At 46.8% G+C, this 12,042-nt stretch carries 11 protein-coding genes; 10 read left to right on the top strand and 1 reads right to left on the bottom strand.

Translation table 11 applies throughout. The features are described from left to right. Positions 1 to 71 precede the first annotated feature (71 nt). The 8 genes from cdaA to ltaS all read left to right on the top strand — a co-directional run bounded on the left by cdaA (position 72) and on the right by ltaS (position 10,274). Positions 72 to 896 carry a diadenylate cyclase CdaA gene (gene cdaA / locus ACZ444_RS01760; RefSeq protein WP_382358267.1) on the top strand — a complete coding sequence of 275 codons (825 nt, stop codon included), beginning with the start codon at positions 72 to 74 and terminating at the stop codon, positions 894 to 896. Next, positions 889 to 2,118, top strand: coding sequence for a CdaR family protein (locus ACZ444_RS01765; RefSeq protein ID WP_382358268.1), 1,230 nt, complete (start codon positions 889 to 891; stop codon positions 2,116 to 2,118). The genes cdaA and ACZ444_RS01765 overlap by 8 nt, the downstream gene beginning before the upstream one ends. A 144-nt stretch (positions 2,119 to 2,262) precedes the next feature. After that, positions 2,263 to 3,615, top strand: a complete 1,353-nt coding sequence (gene glmM, locus ACZ444_RS01770; RefSeq protein ID WP_382358269.1) for a phosphoglucosamine mutase — start codon at positions 2,263 to 2,265, stop codon at positions 3,613 to 3,615. Positions 3,616 to 3,724: 109 nt separating this feature from the next. After that, positions 3,725 to 4,396 carry a response regulator transcription factor gene (locus ACZ444_RS01775; protein WP_382358270.1) on the top strand — a complete coding sequence of 224 codons (672 nt, stop codon included), beginning with the start codon at positions 3,725 to 3,727 and terminating at the stop codon, positions 4,394 to 4,396. Positions 4,397 to 4,420: 24 nt separating this feature from the next. Continuing rightward, positions 4,421 to 5,803 (top strand): sensor histidine kinase, encoded by a 1,383-nt coding sequence (locus ACZ444_RS01780; protein WP_382358271.1) that lies wholly within the window; start codon positions 4,421 to 4,423, stop codon positions 5,801 to 5,803. Positions 5,804 to 5,891: 88 nt separating this feature from the next. Continuing rightward, a complete protein-coding gene (locus ACZ444_RS01785; protein WP_382358272.1) occupies positions 5,892 to 6,938 on the top strand; it encodes an ABC transporter permease in 1,047 nt (348 codons plus the stop codon). 2 nt (positions 6,939 to 6,940) lie between these two features. Further along, positions 6,941 to 7,621, top strand: a complete 681-nt coding sequence (locus tag ACZ444_RS01790) for an ABC transporter ATP-binding protein (protein WP_382358273.1) — start codon at positions 6,941 to 6,943, stop codon at positions 7,619 to 7,621. A gap of 592 nt (positions 7,622 to 8,213) precedes the next feature. Further along, the gene (gene ltaS / locus ACZ444_RS01795; RefSeq protein ID WP_382358274.1) at positions 8,214 to 10,274 is read left to right on the top strand and encodes a lipoteichoic acid synthase; all 2,061 of its coding nucleotides are present in this window, start codon (positions 8,214 to 8,216) and stop codon (positions 10,272 to 10,274) included. 89 nt (positions 10,275 to 10,363) lie between these two features. Here the strand turns inward: ltaS and ACZ444_RS01800 are convergent, their stop codons facing one another. Beyond that, positions 10,364 to 10,720 (bottom strand): DnaJ family domain-containing protein, encoded by a 357-nt coding sequence (locus tag ACZ444_RS01800; RefSeq protein WP_382358275.1) that lies wholly within the window; start codon positions 10,718 to 10,720, stop codon positions 10,364 to 10,366. 138 nt (positions 10,721 to 10,858) lie between these two features. On the opposite strand from ACZ444_RS01800, the gene ACZ444_RS01805 reads away from it, so the two are divergent. Beyond that, the gene (locus ACZ444_RS01805; RefSeq protein ID WP_382358276.1) at positions 10,859 to 11,182 is read left to right on the top strand and encodes a PadR family transcriptional regulator; all 324 of its coding nucleotides are present in this window, start codon (positions 10,859 to 10,861) and stop codon (positions 11,180 to 11,182) included. A gap of 5 nt (positions 11,183 to 11,187) precedes the next feature. Continuing rightward, positions 11,188 to 12,042, top strand: coding sequence for a permease prefix domain 1-containing protein (locus tag ACZ444_RS01810; protein ID WP_464433552.1), 855 nt, complete (start codon positions 11,188 to 11,190; stop codon positions 12,040 to 12,042).

Genomic DNA, 12,042 nt, shown 5'->3' on the forward strand with positions numbered 1-12,042 from the left:
ATAATATGGTATAATTAAATGGGTATTCTATAAACGGCTAGCATTTAAACGCGTCGGAAGGAAGTGTGAACATGCTTGATGGGGGATTGGATCTTTTAGACATATTACGGATCGGTTTAGATATCGCTCTCGTCTGGTATGTTTTATATAAATTAATGATGCTTATCAGAGGGACAAAGGCCATTCAACTGCTGAAGGGCATTGTTGTCGTGCTGATTGTGTGGGTGATCAGCATTGTCCTGGAACTGCATACCATCCAGTATTTGACTAATCAGGTGATTAACTGGGGATTTGTGGTTATCATTATTCTATTCCAGCCTGAACTGAGACGGGCACTCGAACAGCTTGGCCGCGGCAATCTCTTTTCCAGAGGATCGCAGTCCGAAGAAGAGAAGCTGGAACAGGAGATTGAGGCGCTCACGAAGTCGTGTCAGTACATGGCGAAGCGGCGAATTGGTGCTTTGATCTCGATTGAACGTGAGACAGGGATTGGTGAATATGCCGAGACCGGTATCCCAATTAATGGCAAGCTGACCCATCAGCTGCTGACCAACATTTTCACGCCGAATACACCGCTGCATGATGGGGCAGTGATTATAAAGAATGAAGAAGTATTTGCGGCAGCCTGTTATTTGCCGCTGTCCGAAAGTCCTTTCATTTCCAAGGAGCTGGGGACAAGGCACCGGGCGGCTATGGGTATAAGTGAAGTGACCGATGCGATTACGATTGTCGTATCTGAAGAGACAGGCGGCATCGCAGTTACGCGTAACGGTGAAATGCGAAAGGATCTCGATCAGGAGGGCTTGCGCACTTACTTATATGAGATGCTGGCATCGTCATCTATGAAAGCCTCTGAATCCAAGTCACGTCATCAGAGGGGGAAGAATAATGGATAATTGGTTCAAGAGTCGGTGGTTTATCCGTGTTGTCTCGCTGGCCTTCGCGATTGTGTTATATATATTTGTCCAGGTGGAAATGGATCAGTACCAGAATGATTCGCGGCTTTTGCCGAATGCAGGTGATGATGTGCAGACGGTTGATGATGTGCCGGTGAACATTCGTATTGATAATGACAGCTATGTCGTCAGCGGTGTTCCGGAAGTTGCTGATGTGACACTTGAAGGCAACATGGGGACCATCACGGCGACAGCCAAGCAGAAGAACTTTGATGTCTATGTGGACCTGAACGATCTGGACCCTGGCACCCATCGGGTTGACCTCGCGTATACGGGTATACCGGAAGACCTCAGTGTTTATGTCGAACCCAAAACGGTTGAAGTGACGATCGAGGAGCGGGCGACCAAGAAATTAGGGGTCTCGGTTGATTATATTCATCAGGATCAGCTTCCGGAAGACATGGAAGTAGGCGAGGCCCAGACAGATCCGGAACAGGTGACGATTGCCAGTTCTAAGGATGTGATTGACAAAGTTGCGATTGTGAAGGTGTTTGTCGATCTGGCGGATGTCACCAAATCCATTGACAACCGGGAAGTACCGGTGAAGGTCTATGATGCCGGCGGGAATGAACTGAATGTCCGGGTTGAACCGGAAAATGTGAAAGCATCCGTCGATATCGGCAGTTCGAGCAAAAAAGTACCGGTGAATGTCCAGACGACAGGTGACCCGCCTGATGGCTACGACCTGGCGTCTGTCGAACCGGATCCGAGCGATGTGAAAGTGTTTGCAAAAAAAGATCTGCTCAAGGATCTGGACAACGTAACGACTGAGAAAATTAATTTAGATGATGTCACGGAATCAGGTGATATGGATGTTGACCTGGCGCTGCCGGACGGGGTGAGTGCCGACGGAGATGGTTCGATTGGCGTCGCGGTTAAGCTGACACAGACACGCGAGTTTGATAAGGTGCCGGTTGAGGTGAATAACCTTGATGACTCGCAGAATCTGACATTCAGCAAACCGGAAAACGATCAGATGCTGGTGACGGCCTCTGGAAGCCAGAAAACGATCAGTGACCTGACAGCAGGGGATTTTACCGCGTCGATTGATGCCGCAGACCTAGCGGACGGCGAGCACGAGCTGCCGATTACCATCAAGGGTCCGGACGGCATTGAGACAAGCGGTGAATTCGATAAGGCTTCAGTTGAGATCACCTCCTAGAGGCTATCCGGCGGCGATTTTTAACGAAAACTGGGCTGAATCAGGATGAATGGCCGAAGCATGTATGGTCACGAAACGCTATGAATAATAATCTTTAAACAACCTCTAGTCATTGTTAGACGACTATAAAGGAGAGGTAACACAATGGGAAAATATTTTGGAACAGATGGTGTCCGAGGTATTGCCAATACGGAGCTGACATCTGAGTTAGCTTACAAATTAGGCCGTTTTGGCGGCTATCACTTAACGCGAGGGTCGGACACTGATAAACCCAAAATCCTGATTGGACGCGATACACGTGTCTCGGGTAATATGCTGGAAGATGCATTGGCTGCAGGGCTGATGTCGATCGGCGCTGAGGTGATGCGGCTTGGGGTTATTTCCACACCCGGCGTTGCTTACTTAACACGAGCGCTGAAGGCTGAAGCTGGTGTGATGATTTCGGCGTCGCACAACCCGGTTGAAGACAATGGGATTAAGTTTTTCAGTTCGGACGGATTTAAGCTCACCGACGATCAGGAGCAGGAGATTGAAGACCTGATGGATGAGGGCGATCATTTACCGCGTCCGACTGGCGGTGGTATTGGTGTTGTTAATAACTACTTTGAAGCTGGACAGAAATATCTCTCCTTTTTGAAGGATTCGATTGATAATGATTTTGCCGATCTTAAAATTGCTCTGGATTGTGCGCATGGTGCAACATCCAGCTTAGCGACTCATCTGTTTGCTGATCTGGAGGCTGATATTGTCTCCATTGGTTCTTCGCCGGACGGGCTGAACATTAATGACGGTGTTGGCTCGACCAAACCGGAAGCGCTGCAGGACTTTGTTCTGGAAAAGGGAGCTGATCTGGGACTTGCTTTTGATGGCGATGGTGACCGTCTGATCGCTGTTGATGAGAAAGGCCAGATTGTTGATGGCGACCAGATTATGTTTATTTGCGGCAACTATATGAACGAGAAAGGTGTGTTGCGTCATAATACGGTTGTTTCCACGGTTATGAGCAATCTCGGGTTTTATAAAGCACTGGAAGACAATGATATGCACAGTGATAAAACATCGGTGGGCGATCGCTATGTGATGGAAGAGATGCGCCAGAATGGTTACAATCTGGGCGGCGAACAATCCGGTCATGTGATTTTCCTCGATTATAATACGACTGGTGATGGTATGCTGACAGCGATTCAGCTGGTCAATATTCTTAAAGAAACCGGCAAACCGCTGTCTGAACTGGCAGGCGGCATGACGGTTTATCCGCAGGTGCTGAAGAACGTGAAGGTGATTGATAAACATAAGGCCATGACGAATCCGCGCATTCTTGAGGTCATCGACGCTGTCGAAAAGGAAATGGGCGGCGAGGGCCGTGTGCTGGTTCGTCCGTCCGGTACAGAATCGCTCGTTCGCGTGATGGTCGAGGCGCCGACTAAAGAGGCCTGTGAGAAACATGCTGGCGAGGTGGCCGACGTCATCGATGAACTTCTCGGGATGCAGGATTAAGCGACTGGGACAAAACTTGCGTGATCAACACTCATAACGAACGAAACTCAGGGATTGTTCGGAGGAAAAGACGGAGACGTGTGGTTCGCACGAGAAAGAAGGGATGTCATTGACGACGATTTTAATTGCTGACGATGACCCGTCGATTCGTGAGCTGCTCCGTTTTTACCTGCATAAAGAAGGCTATCAGGCACTGGAGGCTGCGGATGGTGAAGAGGCTTCAGAGCTCTTGCTGTCGCATTCAGTCCAGCTGGCGATTGTTGATATTATGATGCCTAACGTGGACGGCTATCAGCTTTGTACGGAGATCCGGCATGATTATGACATCCCGGTCATGATGGTAACCGCCAAAGGTGACATTACGGATAAAGAAAAAGGATTTGATTCCGGAACTGATGATTATATTGTTAAACCTTTTGAGCCGAAAGAGGTTTTGTATCGTATCAAGGCCTTGCTCAGGCGCTTCAGCATGGCTAGTGAGGATACCATTCAGATAGGCGGGACGGTCATTAACCGGAAAAGCTATGAAGTCACAACGAATGGCAAGACCTTTATTCTGCCCCTTAAGGAGTTTGAACTGCTGGCACAGCTGGCCAGTTTCCCGGACCGGATCTTCACCCGCGATGAGCTGATTGATCTTGTCTGGGGCAACGATTTTGATGGCTATGACCGGACGGTTGACGTTCATATTAAGCGGCTCCGTGAGCGTTTTGTTGATAGCGGGGATGACTTCCGGATTCAGACGATCCGGGGAAAAGGCTACAAACTGGAAATCGCTTAAACGGCAGTATGGGGGAGCGGACCTATGCGAACACTTTACATGCGGATCATCGTCATAACGATGGTGATTATGATTTTAAGCGGTATTGCTTCTTTTCTGGTGACAAATGGTTACTACCAGTTTTATTTAAAGCCTGTGAATGATGATAAAGTAACGGGGATCGCGCATGATATTGCCTCCATTTATGAACGGAATGAGTCTGAGACGCTCGGGCAGTTTCTGGAGGAGCTGACAGATTTGGGTTTTCAGTTCTATGCGGCGGATGAATCTGGGCATACGGAGCTGTTCGGCAAACCGTTTGATACGGCCGAGCTCCCCTCAGGTGCGGTCCAGCAGGTTCTAAATGGCACGACATATCATGGCATTAAAAATTACCCGTGGACGCCATTTATTACAGGTTTCTTTGACAATAAACTAAAGAATACAGTCGGTGTTCCGATTACCTCCAATAATGGGAAGGACTATGCGTTATTTCTGCGGCAGAATACACAGCAGCAGTTTGGCGAGATGCGCATGTTCCTGGCGATTATGCTGGTTCTGATGGTGATTATCACCTTTTTAATGGTGCTGGTCAGCACGCGCTTTATTGTGAAGCCGATTGATAAACTGAGTGCTGCGACCCGCCGGATATCGGCTGGTAATTATCATATTAAATTGAATGATCGCCGCCGTGATGAAATCGGCCGGCTGGCGCGCGATTTTCAGCAAATGACTGACAGCCTGGCTCAGACGGAAGAGAAACGGCAGGAATTCGTCTCCAATGTGTCACATGAGATCCAGTCGCCGCTGTCTTCGATCCAGGGCTTTTCGCAGGCCCTGCGTGAAGAGGAGATGACTGAGGCGGAACATCAGCGGTATCTGACCATTATTGAAAATGAAAGTAAACGGCTGTCACAGCTGAGCCGGCAGCTTTTAACGCTTTCGTTCCTTGATGACGATGCCCGGTCGAATGAGAAAACATCCATTAATCTTCAGGAACAGCTGAAGGATGTGATCGCAGCATCTGAGTGGCTCTGGCGCGAGAAAGGCATTGGCGTGGAACTGGCTAGCGTTCCGGACACCATTTATGGCTATCCGAAACTGCTGCATCAGGTCTGGACCAATCTCTTGACGAATGCGATTCGCTACTCTGAATCCGGCGGAACGATTAAAATCTACGGGAAAACGGTCAAAAATATGGTGACGGTGACGATTGAAGATAATGGTCCTGGCATCAGTGAGGACGATATTCCGCATTTGTTCGAACGTTTTTATAAAGCGGATAAAGCCCGGACGCGAACGGAAAAGAGTTCAGGTCTTGGCTTATCGATCGTAAAGAAGATTATCGAACTGCATGACGGAACCATTACAGTCGACAGTACGCTTGATCAAGGGTCCAAATTTCACGTGTCGCTTCCCAAAACATAAAAAAATGATGGTGTAATGAATCGTTCACTCTCAGTTCATAATCAAGCGTTAAGCTAGGTTATGGAAATGAAAGGAGTGGACGATTTTTATGTTTCTCGCGCTACGCGAATTACTTCATACAAAACTGCGTTATATTTTGATTGGCTTCATCATGCTGCTGGTTGCCATGCTGATTTTCATTATATCGGGACTAGCCAATGGGCTGTCCACTGACAATGCCGGATCGATTAAGTCGATGGATGCCGATGAACTGGTGATCGATCAGGATGCTGACAAGCAGCTGACAGATTCTCTCATGCCGAATACCGCTGTCAGCGATGCACGAGAGGCTGACAATGTTACAAAAGCAGCGCCGCTTACGATAGCCATGTCCAGCATAACGAAGCAGGATACTGATCAGGATGCTGACGTTGCCGTGTTTGAAACCGATTTGCAGGGGATGCTTGTCCCGGATGTCTTGAAAGGTTCGAAGCCTGCTGAGTCTGATGAAGTTCTGGTTGATGAGTCACTGCAGCAGGACGGTTACCGCGTAGGGGATACGATCACCTTTAACGCTGATGATGCGGCTTACACCATTACAGGATTTGCTGACCATGAGCGGTTCAGTCATACACCGGTTGTGTACAGAGAGACCAGTCATGACAAGGTCTCAGCCGTTGCCATTCAGACAAACGGGAGCACAGCTGATCTGAGCTCATCCTACGATGTCCTGTCGAAATCGGATGTTCTGGACGGGATTCCGAGTTACTCTCAGGAGCAGGCATCGCTTGATATGATGATTGTCTTCCTGTTTGTGATTGCAGCTTTTGTTCTGGCGGTCTTTTTCTACGTGATTACGATGCAGAAAAAAGCACAGTTCGGTGTTCTGAAAGCTCTTGGTATATCGACTTCTTATCTGATCCGTAATCTGATGTTCCAGATGGTGGCTATTTCGGTCGTATGTATCGCGATTGCTATAGGCGTGACATACGGTGTTAAAGCCATGATGCCTGATGATATGCCATTTATCATGAACACAGCTAACATGGCGGGCGTCTCACTGCTGTTGCTGGTTGTGTCGGTGCTTGGTTCACTGATATCGCTGTTCCAGGTTATTAAAGTTGATCCTGTTGAAGCTATTGAAGGGGGCGAATAAGCATGTCTCTGACGATGAGCCATGTCTCAAAAGTTTTTAAAGATGGTCCGAACGAATTCAAGGCACTGGATGATGTATCCATGAAAGTCGATAAGGGTGAATTTGTTGCTGTCATGGGTCCCTCCGGATCAGGCAAAAGCACCTTTTTGTCAACGGCTGGAGCACTGCTGTCGCCAACCAGCGGAACGATTGAAATGGACGGCGAGGACATAACAGCATTGAGCGACAAGGAAAAGACCAGGATGCGCTTGAACAAAATTGGGTTCGTATTTCAGACTGCTAACCTTATTCCGTACCTCAGCGCCGCTGATCAGCTGCGTGTGATTAACATTGCCGCGAAAACGGATGGTGTTGTCGATCATGGAACAGATCTGCTGAAGCACTTCGGACTTGGTCATCGTATGAAAAAATTCCCGAGTGAGCTTTCCGGCGGTGAGAAGCAGCGGGTGTCCATAGCACGCGCGTTAGTGAATGACCCTGAACTGATACTGGCCGATGAGCCGACAGCCAGTCTTGATTCCGCAAGAGGCCGGGAAGTGGTTGAGCTGCTGGCGAATGAAGTCCATGATCGCGGAAAAGCAGGCATTATGGTCACCCATGATGAGCGTGTTCTGGACTTATGTGACCGCGTGTTAACCATTACAGATGGCCGGATGACGGAGGCCGAAACGGTTCAAAGCTAGGTGCTTTATTATATAATCGTATGATAGGCCGTGAACGGGGCATGAAAAGATAATGTTTCTTTTCGTGCCCCGTTTCATGCTGTTTTGCAGGTGCCGATCGGCGTATCAAACCGAAAAGTCAGCCAATAAAATTGATTAAAGCCCATATTCTGTGTTATAATATATATAAGTATGTATAGGAGCAGAAAAATTTTCAGCCTCGCCACATGCACGTTTTCAGTCATTCCTGAATAAATTGATGATAGTTTGGGTACTGAAAAATGCTTGATAACGGACGGAATGCTTTGTTATATTATTTTACTTGAAGATATTAGCATAGTTGCTGTCATATAAGCATAGGATGCATGGGTCCCGTTTTTAGGCAGAACAGTCTGTTTAAGGATTGCTGCTGACGGGAAACAGCTCTGAAATAAGGCAGAAACATTCAGGGGTTAACAAATTTATAGCATAGGTGTAGAATAATATTTGGTTAAAAAACACGCTGCCAAGAAGGCTTGTGTTGAAGGTTGCTTACGTACGCAGTTTTTCCGGACAATGACGCTGACAAACGCTTAAGCAATGATGACTATTGAGGTGAATCAAGGTGGAGAAATTGAAGAATGTAAAATCTACCAAAATGGGCTTTTTTTTACTAGCCTTAGTTCTGTTTTGGCTGAAAACGTATATTATATATATCACCGAATTTAACTTAGGGGTCAACGGCGCGCTGCAGCACTTTTTGCTGTTTATCAATCCGGTGAGTTCCGGCTTGTTATTCCTCGGTCTGGCGCTGTTCTTTAAAGGAAGACGATTCGGCATTTGGCTTTTGATTATTGACTCCCTGCTGACGATATTTATGTATGCAAACGTCGTGTTTTATCGCTTCTATGATGATTTCATCACGATTCAGACGCTGATGCAGACGGACAATATCGGCAGTGTCGGCAAGAGTTTTGTTGATCTTGCGAAAATGCATGACGTCCTTTATGGACTGGATATTGCTTTTTTGGTTGTCTTGTTTTTCAAACGGAAAATCAACTGGTCTCCATCTCGTTTAAGCATCAAAAAACCTTTTGCTGTCCTTGCGACTGGCGTTATTGTGTTTGCAGCGAACTTAGGCCTGGCGGAAATTGACAGGCCGCAGCTTTTGAAACGCGTTTTTGATAATAATTATATTGTTAAATACCTCGGTGCACCGAACTTCGCCGTGTTTAACACGGTTCAGTCTGTGAAAGCCAGTGCTAAACGGTCGATGGCCTCCAGTGAGGATATCGATGAAGTGAAGGATTATACAGACAAGAAATTTGCGGCACCGAACGCCGAATACTTCGGTAAGGCGAAAGGGAAAAACATTATAAAAATCCACTTGGAATCATTCCAGTCCTTTTTGATTGATTATAAACTGCATGGTGAGGAAGTGACACCTTTCTTAAATTCACTTGTTCATGATGATCAGGATTTCACGTATTATGATAACTTCTTCCATCAGACGGAGCAGGGCAAAACAGCAGATGCTGAGTTTCTAATGGATAATTCTCTGTATGGCTTGTCTCAGGGTGCCGCATTTGTCACAAAAGGTACGAACACGTATCAGTCACTGCCGGCCATTCTGGATCAGAAAGAGAACTATACGAGTGCGGTTATGCATGGAGATGACAAATCATTCTGGAATCGGAATCAGGTTTATAAACAGATGGGCGTGGATAAGTTTTATGATTCCAGCTATTATGATATGGACGACGATAAAGTAATCAATTATGGTTTGAAGGATAAGCCATTCTTTAAACAATCGATTCCAAAGCTTGAAAAGCTCAACAAACAGGATGGGCCGTTCTATTCGCATTTGATCACTCTGACACATCACTATCCATTTAAATTGGATGATGGCGAGGAATCGATAAAGCCTGCCAACACTGGCGATGGCACGGTGGATCGTTACTTCCAGACAGCCCGTTATCTTGATGAGTCGCTGAAGCAGTTCTTTGCTAATCTGAAGGAAGAGGGTCTGTATAAGGATTCCGTGATTATGATTTACGGTGATCACTATGGTATTTCAGAAAATCATAATCGCGCCATGAGCCAGATAATGGATAAGGAGATTACACCACTGGTCAATGCTAATCTGCAGCGGGTGCCATTTATGCTGCGTGTCCCGGGCATGAAAGGTCAGGGCATTAATCACGAATTTACAGGCCAGGCGGACGTTGCGCCAACGATCTTGCATCTCTTGGGCATTAATTCCAAGAAATATATTCAGTTTGGTACTGACATGCTGTCTGATGAGCACAAAGATTTTGTGCCATTCCGGAACGGGTCCTTTATGACGAAAGATTACAGTTATGTTCAGGGCATCTTCTACGACAATGAGACAGGTGACGCTATTAAAGAACCGACGGATGAGATGAAGGATCTGCGTGATCAAGTGCATTACGAATTGAGTTTGAATGATGAAGTGCTGAATGGTGATCTGCTGCGCTTCTATGAGCCGAGTGAGTCGTGGGAGCCTGTTGATTCCAGTAAGTATCGTTACGGAAAAGACAATAACGAAAACAAAAATGATGACGACAGCGATCAGCAGTCTGACAATGAGACCAATGTTGAGTCCGGTGATATCCCTGACGAGGACAGCAATCAAGAACCAAATAAGACATCTGAGGATGACTCCGGCTCGTAACACAAAAACAGCCCCGCTTCCAATGTATTGAACACTGGAGGCGGGGCTGTTTTAGAATCAATCAGTTAGACGAGCTGACACTGACCTTATCAGAACAATTTTTTGATCATTTTTTTGCGGTAAGCTGGGAATTTTGAATTGCGGTGCAGTTTGCGCTTTTTGACGAGGCTATCAAATTCTTCGCTGTTTTTGACTTCCTGCTGATAGTCATCACCAATGGCATATGTCATGAGGTCGTTTGCTTTGACATGTTTTCTGTTTGTTTGCTTGTTGTTTGTCTCTGGCACAAAGCCGGCATTTTTCAGGATTTTATAGGCCTGGTTGAGTTCCGGTGACATTCCCGGCAGGTCTTCGCGCAGATCAAGTTTTTCGCCTTTTCCCGGCAGATTGTCAAAATCACCGTTATCAATGGCATCTTTAATTTTATCTTCAACGATGAGGTACATAAAAAACCTCCTTTTGGCATTGGCTTCATTATAGCATAGGACTGTCAGATGGTCATGTTCACGCAGCTGGTTCACTGCAGTCTACCCTTGTAACGCGATGCATATTGTTTTACGATGGCGATAAGAGGTGATCGATGTATGGATCGCGAAATTATGAAAGGGAGCATCGATATTCTGCTGCTTAATCTGTTAAACAGTCAGGATATGTATGGTTATGAAATGGTTAAGGTTCTCAAAGAAAAAAGCGATCAGCTGTATAACATGGGCGAAGGAACGCTTTATCCGGCGTTAAAACGCATGGTGAAAAAAGGCTGGATCAGGTCCTATTGGCTTGAAGTCGGGAGCGGCCGGCGCAAGTATTACCGGATAAAGGATGATGGCCGACGTGCACTGGATGATAAATTGGGGCAGTGGAACAGTGTGGACCAGCTGATTGCCAAAACGTCCGGGGATTTATCATGACGCGAATGGAAATACATGTCCAGACGATTTTAGAGCAGCTGCAGAGTTCAGCTGGTGAACGTGACGGGATGCACGAAGAACTTCTCAGTCATTTGCAGGAAGCGAAACAGCATTATCTTAATGAGGGGTTCACGGATGAACAAGCGGAAGAGCGGGCGGTTTCAGAATTTGGAGACCCCAAATTGATCGGTCGTCAGCTGCAGGAATCGCTTTACCCGTACCAGCGGGGGCTGCTGTACGGGATTGGGATAGGTATGATTGCATTTGCCATTCTGTTTTATCTGAATATAGCGTTTTTTCTGCATGATACGTCACTTGTCTGGCTGGCTGTTCAGCTCATATTGGGCGGTGCTGTGACGCTTTTCGCTATGAATATAGCCTTTGCCGGACGCCATGCTTATGGGGTGAGTGTGACGCTGCTGGCGGCTATTATCTGGAATGGATTTAATGTAGTCATCATGCAGAGTATGCCGGTTTGGCAGGCGCTGTGTTTCAGTATTTATCTGCTGCTGCTGATTATTCTGGGATTTATCGCAGTCATTCGCCATTCCTATTATGCCAGTGATTTGACTGAGAGTGAGCGGCCGAAGCGTGGTCTTGTGCTGACAAGCTATGTGGTGAATCTGCTGTTAGGTTCTCTGGTTTCGGGCATTAGTCTGTTCTTTTTGTGGGCACTTCTGGCTTTTTCCGAGGACGGTGCTTCGGTATTCTGGACGTTGTCCCCTCTGCCGATTTGGCTTGTGACGTACCGATTTCAGATGGGCTATATCGCTAAACGGCCTTTAATCGCCATTGCCACCGGTGTCGGTTTTTCCGTCTTGGCGGTTGCGATTCCCTTGCTGATTTTTATGGGGATTTAG

Source organism: Lentibacillus kimchii, assembly GCF_055381965.1.

Bases quoted from the DNA above. Each gene is read 5' to 3' on its own strand.
- ACZ444_RS01805 (WP_382358276.1), top strand. From the start codon at position 10,859: ATGGATCGCGAAATTATGAAAGGGAGCATCGATATTCTGCTGCTTAAT.
- cdaA (WP_382358267.1), top strand. From the start codon at position 72: ATGCTTGATGGGGGATTGGATCTTTTAGACATATTACGGATCGGTTTA.
- glmM (WP_382358269.1), top strand. From the start codon at position 2,263: ATGGGAAAATATTTTGGAACAGATGGTGTCCGAGGTATTGCCAATACG.
- ACZ444_RS01765 (WP_382358268.1), top strand. From the start codon at position 889: ATGGATAATTGGTTCAAGAGTCGGTGGTTTATCCGTGTTGTCTCGCTG.
- ACZ444_RS01810 (WP_464433552.1), top strand. From the start codon at position 11,188: ATGGAAATACATGTCCAGACGATTTTAGAGCAGCTGCAGAGTTCAGCT.
- ACZ444_RS01800 (WP_382358275.1), bottom strand. From the start codon at position 10,720: ATGTACCTCATCGTTGAAGATAAAATTAAAGATGCCATTGATAACGGT.
- ACZ444_RS01790 (WP_382358273.1), top strand. From the start codon at position 6,941: ATGTCTCTGACGATGAGCCATGTCTCAAAAGTTTTTAAAGATGGTCCG.
- ACZ444_RS01785 (WP_382358272.1), top strand. From the start codon at position 5,892: ATGTTTCTCGCGCTACGCGAATTACTTCATACAAAACTGCGTTATATT.
- ACZ444_RS01780 (WP_382358271.1), top strand. From the start codon at position 4,421: ATGCGAACACTTTACATGCGGATCATCGTCATAACGATGGTGATTATG.